Origin of the sequence: Luedemannella helvata, from assembly GCF_039528415.1 — a bacterium.
Classification (GTDB): Bacteria; Actinomycetota; Actinomycetes; order Mycobacteriales; family Micromonosporaceae; genus Luedemannella; species Luedemannella helvata.
Genome location: NZ_BAAALS010000014.1, coordinates 73,759 through 89,889 on the forward strand (window position 1 = coordinate 73,759; position 16,131 = coordinate 89,889).

Annotated in this window: 20 protein-coding genes and 1 riboswitch; of the genes, 13 read left to right on the plus strand and 7 right to left on the minus strand. The window is 73.7% G+C overall.

Annotation, left to right across the window (positions count from 1 at the left end):
* Positions 1 to 29: 29 nt before the first annotated feature.
* The 5 genes from ABD191_RS15685 to ABD191_RS15705 form a co-directional block, all read right to left on the minus strand.
* Entirely contained in the window at positions 30 to 827 is a 798-nt protein-coding gene (locus ABD191_RS15685) for an energy-coupling factor transporter transmembrane component T family protein (RefSeq protein WP_344082181.1), read from the minus strand.
* Positions 824 to 2,287 carry an ABC transporter ATP-binding protein gene (locus ABD191_RS15690; RefSeq protein WP_344082183.1) on the minus strand — a complete coding sequence of 488 codons (1,464 nt, stop codon included), beginning with the start codon at positions 2,285 to 2,287 and terminating at the stop codon, positions 824 to 826. The genes ABD191_RS15685 and ABD191_RS15690 overlap by 4 nt, the downstream gene beginning before the upstream one ends.
* Positions 2,268 to 2,855: an ECF transporter S component gene (locus ABD191_RS15695; RefSeq protein WP_344082185.1), complete on the minus strand. Its 588-nt coding sequence runs from the start codon at positions 2,853 to 2,855 to the stop codon at positions 2,268 to 2,270. Before ABD191_RS15695 ends, ABD191_RS15690 begins: the two co-directional genes overlap by 20 nt.
* A riboswitch (TPP riboswitch) is annotated at positions 2,852 to 2,957 on the minus strand. (Overlaps the previous gene by 4 nt.)
* Positions 2,958 to 3,004: 47 nt before the next feature.
* On the minus strand, positions 3,005 to 3,598 hold the full coding sequence (locus tag ABD191_RS15700) for a DUF3515 family protein (RefSeq protein WP_344082187.1): 594 nt from the start codon (positions 3,596 to 3,598) through the stop codon (positions 3,005 to 3,007).
* 4 nt (positions 3,599 to 3,602) lie between these two features.
* Positions 3,603 to 3,836 carry an Lrp/AsnC family transcriptional regulator gene (locus ABD191_RS15705; RefSeq protein ID WP_344082189.1) on the minus strand — a complete coding sequence of 78 codons (234 nt, stop codon included), beginning with the start codon at positions 3,834 to 3,836 and terminating at the stop codon, positions 3,603 to 3,605.
* 195 nt (positions 3,837 to 4,031) lie between these two features.
* Here ABD191_RS15705 and ABD191_RS15710 point away from each other — a divergent pair, with 195 nt between their 5' ends.
* Both ABD191_RS15710 and ABD191_RS15715 read left to right on the plus strand, forming a co-directional pair.
* Positions 4,032 to 5,000 (plus strand): thiamine-phosphate kinase, encoded by a 969-nt coding sequence (locus ABD191_RS15710; RefSeq protein ID WP_425560726.1) that lies wholly within the window; start codon positions 4,032 to 4,034, stop codon positions 4,998 to 5,000.
* 98 nt (positions 5,001 to 5,098) lie between these two features.
* A complete protein-coding gene (locus ABD191_RS15715) occupies positions 5,099 to 5,590 on the plus strand; it encodes a GNAT family N-acetyltransferase (protein WP_344082193.1) in 492 nt (163 codons plus the stop codon).
* A 74-nt stretch (positions 5,591 to 5,664) separates the two neighbouring features.
* Here ABD191_RS15715 and rpmB read toward each other — a convergent pair whose 3' ends face one another.
* On the minus strand, positions 5,665 to 5,856 hold the full coding sequence (rpmB, locus tag ABD191_RS15720; protein WP_344082195.1) for a 50S ribosomal protein L28: 192 nt from the start codon (positions 5,854 to 5,856) through the stop codon (positions 5,665 to 5,667).
* A 190-nt stretch (positions 5,857 to 6,046) separates the two neighbouring features.
* On the opposite strand from rpmB, the gene ABD191_RS15725 reads away from it, so the two are divergent.
* The 10 genes from ABD191_RS15725 (at position 6,047) to mutM (ending at position 15,007) form a co-directional block, all read left to right on the plus strand.
* Positions 6,047 to 7,693, plus strand: a complete 1,647-nt coding sequence (locus ABD191_RS15725) for a DAK2 domain-containing protein (protein WP_344082197.1) — start codon at positions 6,047 to 6,049, stop codon at positions 7,691 to 7,693.
* Complete coding sequence (gene recG, locus ABD191_RS15730) at positions 7,690 to 9,888, plus strand: ATP-dependent DNA helicase RecG (RefSeq protein WP_344082199.1); 2,199 nt, start codon at positions 7,690 to 7,692, stop codon at positions 9,886 to 9,888. The genes ABD191_RS15725 and recG overlap by 4 nt, the downstream gene beginning before the upstream one ends.
* 28 nt (positions 9,889 to 9,916) lie before the next feature.
* Positions 9,917 to 10,477 (plus strand): 16S rRNA (guanine(966)-N(2))-methyltransferase RsmD, encoded by a 561-nt coding sequence (gene rsmD, locus ABD191_RS15735; protein WP_344082201.1) that lies wholly within the window; start codon positions 9,917 to 9,919, stop codon positions 10,475 to 10,477.
* A complete protein-coding gene (gene coaD, locus ABD191_RS15740; RefSeq protein ID WP_344082203.1) occupies positions 10,474 to 10,968 on the plus strand; it encodes a pantetheine-phosphate adenylyltransferase in 495 nt (164 codons plus the stop codon). The genes rsmD and coaD overlap by 4 nt, the downstream gene beginning before the upstream one ends.
* A gap of 101 nt (positions 10,969 to 11,069) precedes the next feature.
* Complete coding sequence (locus ABD191_RS15745) at positions 11,070 to 11,564, plus strand: hypothetical protein (protein WP_344082205.1); 495 nt, start codon at positions 11,070 to 11,072, stop codon at positions 11,562 to 11,564.
* A gap of 78 nt (positions 11,565 to 11,642) precedes the next feature.
* Complete coding sequence (locus tag ABD191_RS15750) at positions 11,643 to 12,197, plus strand: YceD family protein (RefSeq protein ID WP_344082207.1); 555 nt, start codon at positions 11,643 to 11,645, stop codon at positions 12,195 to 12,197.
* 34 nt (positions 12,198 to 12,231) lie between these two features.
* A complete protein-coding gene (gene rpmF / locus ABD191_RS15755; RefSeq protein WP_344082210.1) occupies positions 12,232 to 12,405 on the plus strand; it encodes a 50S ribosomal protein L32 in 174 nt (57 codons plus the stop codon).
* A 13-nt stretch (positions 12,406 to 12,418) separates the two neighbouring features.
* Positions 12,419 to 13,414, plus strand: coding sequence for a phosphate acyltransferase PlsX (locus ABD191_RS15760; protein ID WP_344082212.1), 996 nt, complete (start codon positions 12,419 to 12,421; stop codon positions 13,412 to 13,414).
* Positions 13,411 to 14,169 (plus strand): ribonuclease III, encoded by a 759-nt coding sequence (rnc, locus tag ABD191_RS15765; protein ID WP_344082214.1) that lies wholly within the window; start codon positions 13,411 to 13,413, stop codon positions 14,167 to 14,169. The genes ABD191_RS15760 and rnc overlap by 4 nt, the downstream gene beginning before the upstream one ends.
* Positions 14,162 to 15,007: a bifunctional DNA-formamidopyrimidine glycosylase/DNA-(apurinic or apyrimidinic site) lyase gene (gene mutM, locus ABD191_RS15770; protein ID WP_344082216.1), complete on the plus strand. Its 846-nt coding sequence runs from the start codon at positions 14,162 to 14,164 to the stop codon at positions 15,005 to 15,007. The genes rnc and mutM overlap by 8 nt, the downstream gene beginning before the upstream one ends.
* A 5-nt stretch (positions 15,008 to 15,012) precedes the next feature.
* On the opposite strand, the gene ABD191_RS15775 is transcribed toward mutM, so the two are convergent.
* Complete coding sequence (locus tag ABD191_RS15775) at positions 15,013 to 15,660, minus strand: spherulation-specific family 4 protein (protein WP_344082218.1); 648 nt, start codon at positions 15,658 to 15,660, stop codon at positions 15,013 to 15,015.
* A 236-nt stretch (positions 15,661 to 15,896) separates the two neighbouring features.
* On the opposite strand from ABD191_RS15775, the gene ABD191_RS15780 reads away from it, so the two are divergent.
* Complete coding sequence (locus ABD191_RS15780) at positions 15,897 to 16,088, plus strand: hypothetical protein (protein ID WP_344082220.1); 192 nt, start codon at positions 15,897 to 15,899, stop codon at positions 16,086 to 16,088.
* Positions 16,089 to 16,131 lie beyond the last annotated feature (43 nt).

Sequence of the window (16,131 nt, forward strand, 5' to 3'; positions counted from 1 at the left end):
GGTCGCGTGTGGTCGTCGCGCGGACACGACTACCGGAACACGGGGTTGAAGACGCCCGTGGCGACGCTCGCCGCGACGGCCACGATGGACAGCGCCACCGCGCCGGCCACGAGCGCCGCGTCGGCCGCCCGGAACGGCTGCTCGCGCGCGTAGCTGCGGGGCAGCCCCGAGTCGAAGCCGCGCGCGTCCATGGCCGTGGCCAACTGGGTCCCGCGCCGGATCGCGTGCACCAGCATCGCGAACGTCATCGAGGCGAACATGCGCAGCCGCGCCAGCGGGTTGCCGCCCGCGTCGACGCCGCGCGCCCGCCGCGCCATGCGCAGCATCTCCCAGTCGTTGCCCAGTAAGGGGAGCAGGCGCAGCGCGGCCAGCGCGCCGAGCGCGAAACGGGCCGGCATCTTCGCGTTCTGCACCAGGGAGTCGGCCAGGTCGGTCGGATCCGTACTGGCGAAGACCGCGATGCCCGGCAGCGCCAGCGCGAACACCCGCAGCACCAGGCTCGCCCCGCTGACCAGCATGCCGGTCGTGAGTACCCACGGTCCCGCGCTGACCAGCACCTCGCCGGTGCGCTGCCCGAACACCAGGTAGGTCAGCGCCGCGCCGCCGGCGGCCACCAGCAGCGGCCAGAACCGCGCCGCCAGCGCCCGGTAGCGCAGCCCGAACAGCGGCAGCACCGCCAGCTCCACGGCCAGCGCCACCGCCGGCGCGACCGGGTCCAGCGACACGACGAGCGCCACCGTCACCACCAGTGCGGCCGCGACCTTCGCGGTCGGGTTGCGCCGGGCCAGCGGCGCGGCCGGGTCGGCGATCGGCTCCGCGAACCTCACGGCGCCGCCGCCAGGTCCAGCCGGTCGTCGGCCAGCGCCTCGACCACGTCGGGGTCGTGGGTCACCGCGACCACCGCCCGGCCCTCGTCGCGCAGCCGCGCCAGCATGTCGACCAGCTCCAGCCAGGTGCGGCGGTCCTGGCCGAACGTGGGTTCATCCAGGACGAGTACGCGCGGCGCGGTGGCCAGCGCGGTCGCCACGCTGAGGCGCCGCTGCTCCCCGCCGGACAGGGTGTACGGGTTGGCCTCGGCCAACCTGTCCAGGCGCAGGCTGTCCAGCAGCCGCGACACGGTGGCCGACACCTCGGCCGGCGAGCGGCCGGTACGCTGCGGCCCCAGCGCCAGCTCGTCGCGCACCCGCGACGTCACGAACTGGTGCTCCGGGTCCTGGAACACCGACCCGATGCGGGTGGTCAGGTCGGTCGCCCGCCACCGGTGTGGCGGCCGGCCCACGAGACTCGCGCCGAGCGCCGCCGTCGCGTGCACGGCGCCGGTCGTCGGACCGAGCAGGCCGCCCAGGATCAGGGCGAGCGTCGACTTACCGGACCCGTTGGGCCCGGTCACGGCCAGCGCGCGGCCGGCGCGGACGCTCACGTCGACGCCCGCGAGCGCCGGGCGGGCCGCGCCCGGGTGGCGGAAGCCGACCGCCTCTGCCGTGAGCAGGGCGTCGCCTGCGGGGACGGTGGAGCGCCGGGTCGCGATGGGGACGCCGGGGACCCACACGCCGGCCTCGGCCAGGGACCCGCCGTGCGCCGCGAACACCGCCTCCGGCGGGCCGTCGGCCATGACGCCGCCGCCCGGTTCGAGCACGACCACCCGGTCGACCAGCGGCAGCGACTCGGCCACGCGATGCTCCACCAGCACCAGCGTGGCGCCGGCCGCCTCCAGGGCCGCGCGCACCGCCTCGCGGACCAGGACGCCGCCGGCCGGGTCCAGATTGGCGGTCGGCTCGTCGAGCAGCAGCAGGTCCGGGTCGGGCGCGAGGACCCCGGCCAGCGCCAGGCGCTGCTGCTCCCCGCCCGACAGCGCGTCGGTCCGGCGGTCCGGACCGTACGGGAAGCCGACCAGGCGCAGGACCTCGGCCACCCGCGGCCAGATCGCCTCCCGGGGTACCCCGAGGTTCTCCAGACCGAAGGCCACGTCGTCGCCGCTGCGGGCCATGATCAGCTGCGTCTGCGGGTCCTGGAAGAGCGCGCCCGTGCGGTGGCGGCGCTCGCGCGGGTCCGCGCCGCCGACCGTGAGGGTGCCCTCCTGCTCGCCCGAATCGGCGGCCAGCAGGCCCGCCAGCGCGGCGAGCAGCGTGCTCTTGCCGGCCCCGGACGGGCCGAGCAGCAACACCCGCTCGCCGCGCTCGACGCGCAGGTCCACGCCGCGCAGCGCCCAGGCCCGGCGGCCCGCATGCCGCCAGCCGAACCCGCGCAGCTCGACGTGCGCGACCGGGCTAGACGAGCGACCGGTCACGGCCCGAGGGGAAGCGGTCGAGCGCGCCCGTCTGCGCCAGTGCCCGGGTGAGCGCCCAGCCGCCCAGGCCGGCGATCACCAGACCGGACGCGGCCGTGATGGCGACGTGCGCCACCTGCCAGCCGGGCGACCAGTCGGCGTAGTACATGACCACGTCCAGCCAACCGGCCGCCAGACCGGCGAGCGTGCCGCCGACGAGCGCCGCCGGCAGCCGGAACGAGCGGTACGCCGTGCCCGCGAAGGCCGCCTCGCCACCGACGCCCTGCAACAGCCCGTAGAGCACGGTCGTGAAGCCCCACTGGGCGCCCAGCAGTGCGGAGACGGTCGACGCGACCGTCTCGGTGAACACGCCGGCGCCCGGCTTGCGGATCACGAGCGGGCCCAGCACGGCCGGCAGGAACCAGACGCCGGCGATCGCGCCCTTGGCCGGCGGGAACGCGGTGAAGGCGCCCTCGACGCCGGTGTAGAGCTGGTTCCAGCCCCAGAAGACGACGCCGAACGCGACCGCGATGACGGACGCGACCACGATGTCCAGCGTGCGCCACCGGGTGGGGGTGGGGTGTGTCATCTGTCCTCCCGAACTCCCTGCGCTGGCATTACCCAGATCAGGTTTGTGAGGGTCTGCGGACGAACCGCACTCTCAGCGCCGAGCGCTCCCCTGTCGGATGTTGAATTGGTGGACCGGAGGCTATCACCCGGACCCCTGTGACCGGGGCCTCACTGCGTGGCGATCGGGGCGCTGACGCAGCCCGCTGGCGGGTCGGCCAGCGGCGGGTCCGCCGCGGCGATGGGGGCGCTGAAGGTGATGACCCACTGGCCCGGCGGGTCGTAGGCGGCCGGGACGGTGACGCGCACCGGGACCTGCCGGTCCACGGTCGTCCACACGGTCGTGTCGGCGCTGGCCTGGGCCGCGTACCAGCACACGCCCGACAGGCCGAAGTACGTGCCGGACGGGTTGGCGGCGGCCGGGGCGCCGCAGCTCAGCACGATCGCGGGGTCGCCGTAGGCGGCCGCCTGCTCCGCGACCGCCGCCGTGTCGGCCTCCACCGGGCGGCGCTGCGCCGCCCGTACGGTGTCGGGAAGCTCGGCGATCACGGCCTGGCAGACCGCCGCGGCCGTGCCCACCAACGGCGTCTCCGGCACCCGCACGGCCGACGAGGCCTGGGGGCCGGACGCCGCGGGGGCGGCGGGCTCGCGGCCGCCCAGGGCGCCCGTCCACCACAGCGACGCCGCGCCGACGAGCAGCGCGACCGGTAGCGCGATGAGCGTGGCGAGTCGGGCGGCGCTGGCGCGGGCAGGATCTTTCGGCATGACCTCAGAAGTGAACCACGGAGCAGGTCAGCGTCCGCTGGATGCCCCCGATGACGTGCATTTTGCTGAGGACGAGCTGGTCGAGTTCGTCGACGCTGTGCACCTCGCTGAGGACAATCACGTCGTACGGGCCGGTGACGGCGTCGACGCGCAGGACCCCAGGCATCTCTCGAATGACAGACGCGACCTCGCGCGCTCTGCCGACCTCCGTCTGGATGAGGATGTACGCCTGGACCACGACACGTCTCCACTTCCCTCGCCGCGTACGTGCCGGCTGTGAGACTAACGAAACATAAGGTCCCATGCCGAGGGGAGGATCAACGAATGGGCCATTTTCAGTGAGGAAACAGCCATATGGAGGCGAACCAATGAGCGAGCGTCAGCGAGCGGATCATCAGCGAGCGGATCATCAGCTCAGGTCGAACTCGTACCCGTGCCGGAACGTGGCGGAGGTGACGGCGTGAGCGTCGCGTCGGCGGGGGAGTTCGGGCTCATTGCCAAGGTCACGGCCCGGCTGGCCAGCGCGCCCACCACGCTGCTCGGCCCCGGGGACGACGCGGCCCTCGTCGCCGCGCCGGACGGGCGTGTCATCGCTTGCACGGACGTCCTGGTCGAGGGGCGGCACTTCCGCCGCGACTGGTCCAGCGCGGTGGAGGTGGGGCACCGGGCCGCCGCCGCGAATCTCGCCGACGTGGCCGCGATGGGCGGCGTGGCGACGGCCCTGCTGGTGGCGCTGTGCGCGCCGCCGGACCTCGACGTGAGCTGGGCGGAGGACCTCGCCGACGGGCTGGGCGCCGAATGCGAGCTGGTCGGGGCGGCCGTGGTCGGCGGCGACATGTCGTCGAGCCCGGTGCTCACCATCGCGGTGACGGCGCTCGGCGACCTGGGCGGGCGTGCCCCCGTGCGCCGCGACGGGGCGCGGCCGGGCGACGTGGTGGCGCTGGCGGGCCGGGTCGGTTACGCGGCGGCCGGGTGCACGGTGCTGTCCCGCGGGTTCCGCTCGCCCAAGATGCTCGTGGAGGCGTACCGGCGGCCGCAGGTGCCCTACTGGGCGGGTCCGGCGGCGGCCGTCCTCGGCGCCACCTCGATGATCGACGTGTCGGACGGGCTGCTCCAGGACCTCGGTCACATCTCGCGCGCGAGCGGGGTGGCGATCGACATCAAGCGGGAGGCGTTCGACGTGCCGCCCGCGATGCGGGACGCCGCGAGCGCGCTCGGGGTCGACCCGTACACCTGGGTGCTCGCGGGTGGTGACGATCACCCTCTCGTGGCGACCTTCCCGGCGGGCACCCGATTGGGTGAGGACTGGCTGGTCATCGGTGCCGCGCGGGAGGGGGAGGGGGTCACCGTGAACGGCCGGGCGTTCCTTGATTCGCCGCTCGGCTGGGAGCATTTCCGCTGATTGTCACTGTTAGTGACGCCCAGCGACGGCTTATTTGCGCAGGGTACGGACGGGAACTCCCTTTTGCAGAGAGCCGAATTACACGTAGCGTATGCGCCGTGGGCGATATTTTGATCAAGCCGACCAGGTACGGGGCGCCGGTGGCACGCTCCCTCGTGGCGGCGATTATGGCGGAACTCAGCGAGCGGTACGGGGGTGACGGCGAGGGCGACCAGACGCCCGTCGAGGCCGTCGAGTTCGACCCGCCGGAGGGCCTGTTCCTCGTCGCGTGGCGCGACGGCGAGCCGGTCGGCTGCGGCGGGTGGCGGACCCTGTCGCACTTCAGTGAGCCCGGCATCCCCGAGGACGTCGCCGAGATCAAGCGGATGTACACGGCGCCGGCCGCGCGCAAGAGCGGGGTCGCGGCGGCGCTGCTGGCCGCCATCGAGGAATCCGCCCGCGAGGGCGGCATGCGCCGCGTGGTGCTGGAGACCGGCCTGCCGCAGCCGGAGGCCATCGCCCTCTACGAGAAGGCCGGCTACACCCGCATCCCCAACTACGGGCACTACCGCGACGACCCGCTCTGCGTCAGCTACGGCCGCGACCTGTAGGCAGCGCGAAACCGCCGGCGCCCCCTCGGGGCGCCGGCGGTTCGTACGTCAGGTTTGTGTCGCCGATCAGGCGATCAGCCGCGGACGACCTTGCCGGCCTTGATGCACGACGTGCAGACCTGCAGGCGCTTGCGGTTGCCACCACCGGCGGGCACCCGCACGGTCTGGATGTTGGGGTTCCAGCGGCGGTTGGTACGCCGGTGCGAGTGGGACACGTTGTGGCCGAAGCCGGGCCCCTTGCCACAAACGTCACACACGCTAGCCACGGGTATCTCCAAGGGTGTTCTGATGATCAGGCCAGGTCTCATGGCCACACTGCGGCTGCCCGGAAAAAGGCAACCTCGCTAGGTTAGCTGATGCGGGGGCCGGCCCGCGAATCGGGTCCGGCGCCACCTCGTCCGGAGCCTACCCGGCCCGTGCGGGGACATTGTCGGCATGTCGCACTACGCTCAGCCCGTGCTGGAGAGTCTGGACGCGGCGGTGATCCGCCGCTGGAGCGCGGCCGGGCTGGCGGCGCTGCGCGGACACCAGCGCCAGATCGACCAACTCAACGTCTTCCCGGTGCCCGACGCCGACACGGGCACCAACCTGGTGCTCACCGTCACGGCCGCCGACGCGGCGCTGGCTGACCGGCCCGACCTTGACGGCCTCGGCGCCGCGCTCGGCTGCCTCGCCCGCGGCGCGGTGATCGGCGCCCGGGGCAACTCCGGGGCGATCATCTCCCAGCTCCTGCGCGGCGCCGCCGACGCGCTCGCCGGGGTCGACCGGGCCGGCGGAGCCGGCCTGGCCCACGCCCTGCGGGCCGCCCACGACGCCGCGGTCGCCGCGGTCGCCCACCCCATGCCCGGCACCATGCTCAGCATCACGGAGGCCGCAGCCAAGGCCGCCGAGGCGGCGGCGGGCGGCGCGCGGGACGCGGCGACCCCTGGCGCGGGCGGCCTCGCCGCCGTCGCCGTGGCGGCCGCGGAGGCTGCGGTCGAGGCCCTGCGGCACACGCCGGAGCAGTTGCCGACGCTGGCCCGGGCCGGCGTCGTCGACGCGGGCGGCCTGGGCCTGGTGATCATCTTTGAGGCGCTGGCCGAGATCATCGCCGACCGGCCACCGACGGCCGACCTGGTCGGCCCGGCCGCGCGGCCCGGCACGGTCGCCCGCGAGACCGGCTCCGAGGCGTACGCCTATGAGGTGCAGTACCTGCTCGAGGCGCCGGCCGCACGGATGCCGGGGCTGCGCGTCGAGCTGTCCACGCTCGGCGACTCGCTCGTCATCGTCGGGGCGGACGCCGTGGGCACCGTCGACGGCGACGGCGTCTGGAACGTCCACGTGCACGTCAACGACGTCGGCGCGGCGATCGAGGCCGGCATCAGGGCCGGCCGGCCCCATCGCATCTCGGTCACCCGGTTCGCCGACGGGGTGGCGGCGAACCACGCGCACGCCGGCGTACCCGAGGGTGTCGCCGTGGTCGTCGTGGCGCGCGGCTGTCCCGGGCTCGCGGACCTCTTCGCCGGCGAAGGCGTCGCGGCCTGGACCGACCATGTGGCCCCGACCACCGCGGACCTGCTCACCGCCATCCGGGCGACCGGCCGGCGCCAGGTCGTCGTCCTGCCCGACGATCCGGACGCGCGCGCCGCGGCCGCCGCGGCGGCCGACACCGTCCGGGTCGAGGGCGTGCAGGTCGGGGTCGTGCCCACCCGCTCGCCCGTGCAGGCCCTCGCGGCGCTCGCCGTGCGCGATGCCAGCCGGCGCTTCGGCGACGACATCATCGCCATGGCCGAGGCGGCCGGCGCGTGCCGGTACGCGGAGATATCCGTGGCCGAGAGCGACGCGCTCACCGTGGCCGGCCGGGCGACCGCCGGCGACCACATCGCGCTCGTCGACGGCGAGGTGAACGTCATCGGCCGGGAGCTGACCGAGGTCTGCGTCACCGCGCTCGACCGGATGCTGTCCGGCGGCGGCGAGCTGGTCACGCTCGTGACCGGCGCGGACGCCCCGGAAGGGCTCGCCGCGACGCTGACCGCGCACCTGGCCACCGCGTGGCCGTTCGTGGAGGCGCGCGCCTACCACGGCGGCCAGTCCGATCGCCCGCTGCTGCTGGGAGTGGAATGACCGCCACGCAGAGCTCGCTGGACACCCCGCTCAAGTCCGTGCTCGGCGCGTCCGTCGCCAAGTCGCTGGCCGCGCAGCTGGACCTGGTCACCGTGGGGGACCTGATCTACCACTTCCCGCGCCGGTACGAGGAGCGCGGCGAGCACTCCGACATCGCGGCACTGTCCGTCGGCGAGGAGGCCACCGTCCTCGCCCAGGTCCACGGCGCCAGCGTGCGCAGCATGCGTAACCGGCCCGGCGCGATCCTGACCGCGATCGTCGGCGACGACTCCGGCGGCATCCTCACGCTCACCTTCTTCGGCAAGTCGGCCGGCGCGCTGGCGTGGCGGGAGAAGGAGCTGACCGCCGGGCGGTGGGGACTGTTCGCCGGCACGGTCGGCGAGTACCAGGGCCGCCGCCAGTTGACCCATCCGGAGTACGTGCTGCTGGGCGATGAGGACCGCGAGGACTCCCTGACGGAGTACGCGGGGGCGCTCATCCCCGTGTACCCGTCCACCTCGGCGCTGAAGACCTGGCAGATCGGCAAGTGCGTACGCCTGGCGCTGGACACTCTCGGGCCGCTGCCCGACCCGATGCCCGGCCGGATCCGGGGCGAGCGCCGGCTCATGCCCCTCCTGGAGGCGCTCCGCGAGATCCACCATCCGACCTCGCGCGAGGCGCTGGCCATCGCGCGGCACCGGCTGGCCTGGGACGAGGCGTTCGCCGTGCAGGTGGCGCTCGTGCAGCGCAAGCGGCGGGCCGCGGACTGGCCGGCCACGCCGCGCCCGGTCAAGGCCGACGGCCTGCTGAGCGGGTTCGACGCGGCCCTGCCGTACGAGCTGACCGCCGGGCAGCGGGCTGTCGGCGAGGAGGTCGCCGCCGACCTGGCCCGGCCGCATCCCATGCACCGCCTGTTGCAGGGCGAGGTCGGCTCCGGCAAGACCGTCTGCGCGGTGCGGGCCATGCTGCAGGTCGTCGACGCCGGCGGGCAGGCCGCACTGCTGGCCCCGACCGAGGTGCTGGCCGCCCAGCACTACCGGGGCATCACCCAGCTGCTCGGGCCGCTCGGCCGGGCCGGGGAGCTGGACTCCGCCGACACGGCCACCCGGGTCGCGCTGGTGACCGGGTCGCAGGGCGCCGCCGTGCGGCGCCGCGCGCTCGACGAGGTCGCCTCCGGGGCCGCCGGGATCGTGGTGGGCACCCACGCGCTGCTCTACGAGGGTGTCGACTTCGCCGACCTGGGCCTGGTCGTCGTCGACGAGCAGCACCGCTTCGGCGTGGAACAGCGCGACGCCCTGCGCGCCAAGGCCGACCGGCCGCCGCACGTGCTCGTCATGACGGCCACCCCGATCCCGCGTACGGTCGCCATGACCGTCTTCGGGGACCTGGACGTGGCGAGCCTCACCGAGCTGCCGCGCGGTCGCTCGCCCATCGCCACCCACGTGGTGCCCGCCGCCGAGAAGCCCGCCTACCTCGACCGCGCCTGGCAGCGCCTGCGCGAGGAGGTCGCCAAGGGCCACCAGGCCTACGTGGTCTGCCCCCGCATCGGCGACGCCGCCGCCACCGGCGAGGACGCCGATCTGGCGGTCGAGTCGGCCCGCCGGCCGCCGCTCGCGGTGTCCGACGTGGAGCCGCTGCTGCGGGAGGGGCCGCTGCACGGGCTGCGCATCGCCGCCCTGCACGGCCGCCTGCCCCCGGACGAGAAGGACGCGGTCATGCGCTCCTTCGCGGCCGGCAAGCTCGATGTCGTCGTGGCCACCACGGTCGTCGAGGTCGGCGTCGACGTGCCCAACGCCACCGTCATGATCATCCTGGACGCCGACCGGTTCGGCATCTCCCAGCTGCACCAGCTGCGCGGCCGCGTCGGCCGGGGCAGCGCCCCCGGGCTGTGCCTGCTGGTGAGCGAGGCGCCGCCGGGGTCGCCCGCGCGCGAACGCCTCGACGCGGTGGCCTCCACCCTGGACGGGTTCCGGCTCGCCGAGCTCGACCTTGAGCAGCGCCGCGAGGGCGACGTGCTCGGCGCGAGCCAGTCCGGGCGCCGCTCCCACCTGCGTCTGCTGTCGTTGCTGCGCGACGCCAAGCTCATCGGCGAGGCCCGCGAGGAGGCCATCCGGCTCATCGACGACGATCCCGAGCTGAGCGACCATCCGGCGCTGGCGGCGTCGGTCGCCAAGCTCGTCGACGAGGAGCGCGCCGAATACCTCGAAAAGGGCTGAGCGGCGGCGGGCGGGTAGCCTCGCGCTCGTGACGAGGATCGTGGCGGGCACGCACGGCGGACGGCGGATCACCGCGCCGGCCGGGCGGGACACGCGGCCCACCTCCGACCGGGTCCGGGAGGCGCTGTTCTCCACGCTGGACACCATGGTCGACCTGGCCGGCTGCCACTTCGCGGACCTCTACGCCGGCTCGGGGGCCGTGGGGCTGGAGGCGGCCTCCCGAGGTGCCGCGCACGTGCTGCTCGTCGAGTCCGACCCCGGCGCCGCCCGCACGGCGCGGGCCAACATCGCGACCCTCAAGCTCGGCGCGACCGTGCGGCTCGCCACCGGCAAGGTCGCCGCCGTCCTGGCCGGCGCGCCGGACACGGCGTACGACGTGGTCTTTGCCGACCCTCCCTATGCCCTCGCGGACAGCGAGGTGACCGCGGCGCTGAACGCCCTGGTCGGCAACGGGTGGCTCGCGCCCGGGGCGGTCGTCGTGGTCGAACGTTCGGCACGCTCACCGGAGCTGACCTGGGTGGACGGGATCACCGCCGAGCGTGGTCGCCGCTACGGCGAGACCATGCTCTGGTACGGTCGCGCAGCGTGACCAGCGATATCAGGCGGGCGGCGGTCTGTCCGGGCTCGTTCGACCCCGTGACAAACGGCCACCTGGACATCATCAGCCGCAGTGCGCGCATCTTCGACGAGGTGATCGTCGCGGTGCTGGTGAACCAGTCGAAGATGGGCCTGTTCAGCATCGAGGATCGCATCGAGATGCTGGGCGAGGTGACGAAGCCCTACGAGAACGTGCGGATCGAGACGTTCCAGGGACTGCTCGTGGACTTCTGCCGGGCGCAGGACGCCATGGTGGTCGTCAAGGGCCTGCGGGCGGTCAGCGACTTTGACTACGAGCTGCAGATGGCGCAGATGAACATCGGCCTGGCCGGGGTGGAGACGCTGTTCATGCCGACCAACCCGGTGCACTCGTTCCTGTCGTCGAGCCTCGTCAAGGACGTGGCGAAATGGGGCGGCGACGTGTCGGCCCACGTGCCGGACACGGTGGCCCGGCGGCTGACCGACCGGTTGCGCCCGCAATGACGACCGATCGGCTGTCCAAGGCTCACCGACGTGGCGGCTGGGCGCCGCCATGGCGACGGCAGCAGAATAGGTGAGTTCCTGGACAGGAGGAGTGACGCCCGGTGGATCCCATCGACCGCATCGACGAGATCATCGCGTTCGTGGAGGGCGCGCGTCAGGTGCCGATGTCGCGCAACTGCATGGTCGACCGCGGCGAGCTGATCGGCCTTCTTGACCAGCTGCGCAGCGAGCTGCCGGCGGAGCTGCGCCGGGCCTCGGCCCTGCTGGAGGAGCGTGACAAGATCCTCGACGCGGGCCAGCGTGAGGCGGACCGCATCATCGCCGAGGGCGAGGCCGAGCACGCCCGGCTGGTGTCGCACAGCGAGGTCGTCGTCTCCAGCGAGCACGAGGCCAACCGGATCATGGGCGAGGCCCGGTCGGAGGTGCAGCGGTTGCGCGAGGAGGTCGACGAGTACGTCGACACGACCCTGGCCAACTTCGAGCAGTTCCTGACCCGGTCGCTGGCGTCGATCGAGCGCGGTCGCGACAAGATGCACGCGCTGCGCGAGATCGGTACGTTCGCCCCGAACGAGGACGAACGGCCCCTGCCGTTCTAGTGCGACGCGGGGCGATTCGACGGTGCCGCCGCCGCTCAGGTAGTGTCTTACGTCGGCCACTTCTGGTCGGAGCCTACGATGCGTGAACATTCGATAACCCACCTCGACCCGCGCGCGCCGCTGGTCCTCGATACCCGGGACCTGCCTCGCAGCCCGGGTGCTATGCGTGAGGTTGTCCGGGTGGTGCCCGCGCCGCAGGATCTCGGCCTGGAGTTGATCGGAGTGCCGGCGGGTGCCGACCTCTCGCTGCGGCTGCAGATGACCTCCGTGTCGGAAGGCGTGTACGTCTCCGGCCAGGTCACCGGGCCGCTCGTGGGGGAGTGCGGCCGCTGCCTGCGCGAGATCAACGACACGTTGGACGTGACGATCGCGGAGCTGTACGCCTACGCGCACAGCACGACGGACGAGACGACCGACGAGGACGAGGTCGGCCGGATGCAGGGCGATCTGATCGACCTGGAGCCGGCCGTGCGGGACGCGGTGGTGCTCGCGCTGCCGGCCAACCCGCTGTGCCGGGAGGACTGCCCGGGGCTGTGCTCCGAGTGCGGCGAGCCCTGGGACAACCTGCCAGCCGACCACAGCCACCAGGCGGTCGACCCGCGCTGGGCCAAACTGAACGACCTGACTCGCTGAAGATCGCAGCGAGCCTGACCTAGGAGTAAGAGCCGTGGCCGTTCCCAAGCGCAAGATGTCGCGCAGCAACACCCGGTCGCGCCGGGCGCAGTGGAAGACCACCCCCGTCGCCACCGTCGCCTGCCCGCAGTGCCGCTCGCCGAAGCTGCCGCACGCGGTCTGCACGGTCTGCGGCACGTACAACGGTCGTCAGGTCATCGAGGTCTGAGCCCGGGACACGGGTGACGCGACCTGCGCCCGGGCGGACTGCCGGGACGCGGATCGCCGTCGACCTCCTCGGCGGGGACGATGCCCCCGCCGTCGTGGTTGACGGCGCTCTGCGAGCCTGCCAAGCCGATCCGGAACTTCAGCTCCTTCTCGTCGGCCCCCGCCGGGTGGCCGACGAGGTGACGGCTGCCCTCGACACCTCCACCCGCGAGCGGGTGGAGGTTCTCGTCGCTGATCAGTACGTCGCGATGGCCGAACCGGCCGCCCGCGGCGCCGACCACGCGACCACCATCGCCGCCGCCGCGTCCGCCGTGGCCGCCGGGCGCGCCCAGGGCCTGGTCTCCGCGGGCGCCAGCGGCGCCACGGTCACCGCCGCCGTCATCGGCATCGGCCGTACCCCCGGCTTCCGGCGGCCCGCCCTCGCGGCTGTCCTGCCCGGCGCCGCCGGGCCCGTCCTCCTGCTCGACGTGGGCGCCGGCATGGAGGTCCGCCCCGTGGACCTCGTGCAGCACGCCGTGCTCGGGGTCGGGTACGCCCGGGCGATCCTGGGCGTACCCGCTCCCCGCGTGGGCCTGCTCTCCGTCGGCAGCGAGCCCGGCAAGGGCGACCGCCTGCGCCGCGCCACCGAACGCACGCTGCGCACCTACCCGCTGCCCGCCCAGTCCCGCTACGTCGGGCTGGTCGAGGGCGACGAGGTCATTTCCGGCGCCCGCGCCGACGTCGTTGTCACCGATGGATTCACCGGAAACGTCCTGCTCAAGGGCGTTGAGGCGGCCATCGCGACAGCGGGCGGCAGCGGCCGCCACGCCAGCGTCCCCAGTTCCTCCGACGCCCCGCGCGGCGCCGCCCTGCTCGGGGTGGCCGGCACGGTCGTCGTCTGTCACGGCGCGGCCGGAGGCGGCGACATCGCCTCGGGTATCGCGCTCGCCGCCCACCTCGTCCGCGCGGACATGCCGCGCCGGATCGGGTCCGTCAGCGGTTCGGCCAAGCCCGCGGAGGTGCCCTGGTGAAGTCCCGTTCCGCCCCGGAAGAGCGGCACGTGCGCCCGTCAACCACCCACCTGGAGGCCGCGCTCGGCGTCGGCATCTCCGAAGACCTGCTGCAGCGCGCGCTCACCCACCGGTCGTACGCGTACGAGAACGGCGGCCTGCCCACCAACGAGCGGCTGGAGTTCCTCGGTGACTCCGTCCTCGGCCTGGTCGTGACGACCGCGCTCTACCAGGACAACCCCGACCTCGCGGAGGGTCGGCTGGCCAAGCTGCGGGCCAGCGTCGTCAACTCCCGCGCGCTCGCCGATGTCGCGCGCGGCCTCAGCGCGTACGGGCTGGGCCCGTACCTGCTGCTCGGCAAGGGCGAGGAGGCCACGGGCGGGCGCGACAAGGAGAGCATCCTCGCCGACACGCTGGAGGCCCTGCTCGGCGCCGTCTACCTGGAGCACGGACTGCCCGTGGCCAGTGTGGTGATCCACCGGCTGTTCGGGCCCGTCATGGCGCAGGCCGGCCGCCTCGGCGCGGGCCTGGACTGGAAGACCAGCCTGCAGGAACTGACCGCCGCCCGGGGCCTGGGCGTGCCCGACTACCACGTCGAGGAGACCGGCCCCGACCACGCGAAGACGTTCACCGCCTGGGCCGTCGTGGCCGGCGCCCGTCACGGCGGCGCCCAGGGGCGCACGAAGAAGGAGGCCGAGCAGCGCGCCGCCGAGGCCGCGTGGCTCGCGCTCAACCTGGATCCGGTGTCCCCCGTGGAGGGCGAGCCGGATGCCTGAGCTGCCCGAGGTCGAGACGGTCCGCGAGGGCCTGGACCGCTGGGTGTCCGGGCGCACGATCGCCACGGTCGACGTGCTGCACCCCCGGGCCGTCCGCCGCCACGCGACCGGCGGCGCCGACTTCGCCGCGGTACTGCTCAGCCAGACGGTGGTCGGGGTACGCCGGCGCGGCAAGTACCTGTGGCTGCCCCTGAGCAGCGGCGACGCCATCGTGGGGCACCTCGGCATGTCCGGCCAGATGCTGCTCCTGCCGGCCACCGAGCCGGACGGCCCGCACCTGCGCATCCGCTTCGCGTTCGCCGACGACGGCCCTCAGCTGCGCTTCGTCGACCAGCGCACGTTCGGTGGGCTGGCAGTCTCCGTCGGCGGGGCCGACCTGCCCGCCGAGATCGCGCACATCGCCCGCGACCCGTTCGACCCGCTGTTCGACCCCGACGTCGTGGTCGCCGCGATGCGCCGGCGTCGCACCGAGGTCAAGCGCGCCCTGCTCGATCAGTCGCTGATCTCCGGGGTCGGCAACATCTACGCCGACGAGGCGCTGTGGCGGGCCGGCCTGCACGGCGCCCGGGCGACGGACGCCCTGACCCGGCCGGCGGCGGCGCGGCTGCTCGGCCACGTCACCGACGTGATGCGCGAGGCGCTCAAGGCCGGCGGGACGAGCTTCGACGCGCTCTACGTCAACGTCAACGGCGAGAGCGGGTACTTCGAACGCTCGCTGAACGTCTACGGCCGCGAAGGTGAGCCGTGCCGCCGCTGCGGCGCCCCGATCCGCCGGGAGCCGTTCATGAACCGCTCCTCGTACTCGTGCCCGAAGTGCCAACCCCGCCCTCGCCGTTGACGGGGTCAGCGGACCTCGGCCGCCGCTGCGGCGAGCAGTGACTGCATGCCGCTCGGCCAGCCCAGGTCGGTGATCAGGCCCAGGCCCGCGCCCCGGCGGCGCATGAGGGTCAGCGCCTTGCCGCGCTCCTCGGGCGGTACGCCGTAGACGAGGTGCCCGTCGCCCGGCAGCGACCCGTACCCGTCCCAGGCGCGGTACTGCGGCCACGAGCCCTCGAAGCTGCAGATCACGGCGTCGAGTTCGCGGCAGAGCGGGTCGGCGGGGCCGGCCGTGTTGAACACGACGCGGCGCAGGCCGGCCCGCAGCGCCGCGCGCTGGGCGAGCCGGAGGGCGCCGAGGTGGGCCGGGCCGGCGGGGGCGTGATCGAGGAAGATCCCCGTGGCGCCCGACTGCGACCAGCGGGCGATTTCGTCCGTGAGTTCGGCCACAGGCCGGGTGGCGAATGCGAGGCTCACGTACCCGAGGACCGCGCTGCCGGCGCGCACGATGCGGGCGATGGCCGGGCCGAGGGACGGGGCCGCGGACGCGACCGGCAGCCGCACGACGACGACGGCGCCGAGCGTGGGAGCGGTGAGGGTGGCGGCCGACCAGGTGCCGGGGTCGTCGTCGGGGTGCGTGCACAGCGGCAGGAGTGGGGCCAGAGACACGGTCATATAGGTCGCAACGAGTGGTTGTCCCCCGTACGCGGCTTTGTCAGTAAACGGACATCGAGAGCGGGAGGGGTGTGACGGCATGTCCCGGCGCGGAACTTGACTGAGGTCGGTGCTCGGGCGGACTATGGGGGTGTCGCCAGACGCGCCCCGCCGTGCGCGCACGAGGGTGCGTGCTGGCTGCCGATGAGGGGCGCGCGTTGACCGGTGGGTTCCGGTGGCGCTGACAAGGAGACGATATGGCGAAGGCCCTCTACGGCCACGTGGGCGGTGCGCCGGACCGGCGCATGCTCGACGAGGTCACGAAGTTGCGTGCCCGCGTGCGGGAGCTTGAGTTCGAGGTACTGCGGCTGCGGGCGGAGAATGATCGCCTGGTGGCTTCGGTCGATACGGATAGCCTGTTGCGGATCGAGGAGCCGGCGCTCGCCTGAGCGTCACCACCTCGTAGACAGGCAGTAAGCCCCAGCTAGGACA

What these genes read in the sequence shown, in the direction of transcription:
- ABD191_RS15695 (WP_344082185.1), bottom strand. Translation starts at nt 2,855, where the DNA reads ATGACACACCCCACCCCCACCCGGTGGCGCACGCTGGACATCGTGGTC.
- ABD191_RS15700 (WP_344082187.1), bottom strand. Translation starts at nt 3,598, where the DNA reads ATGCCGAAAGATCCTGCCCGCGCCAGCGCCGCCCGACTCGCCACGCTC.
- recG (WP_344082199.1), top strand. Translation starts at nt 7,690, where the DNA reads ATGACCGCCACGCAGAGCTCGCTGGACACCCCGCTCAAGTCCGTGCTC.
- ABD191_RS15750 (WP_344082207.1), top strand. Translation starts at nt 11,643, where the DNA reads ATGCGTGAACATTCGATAACCCACCTCGACCCGCGCGCGCCGCTGGTC.
- mutM (WP_344082216.1), top strand. Translation starts at nt 14,162, where the DNA reads ATGCCTGAGCTGCCCGAGGTCGAGACGGTCCGCGAGGGCCTGGACCGC.
- ABD191_RS15775 (WP_344082218.1), bottom strand. Translation starts at nt 15,660, where the DNA reads ATGACCGTGTCTCTGGCCCCACTCCTGCCGCTGTGCACGCACCCCGAC.
- ABD191_RS15780 (WP_344082220.1), top strand. Translation starts at nt 15,897, where the DNA reads ATGGCGAAGGCCCTCTACGGCCACGTGGGCGGTGCGCCGGACCGGCGC.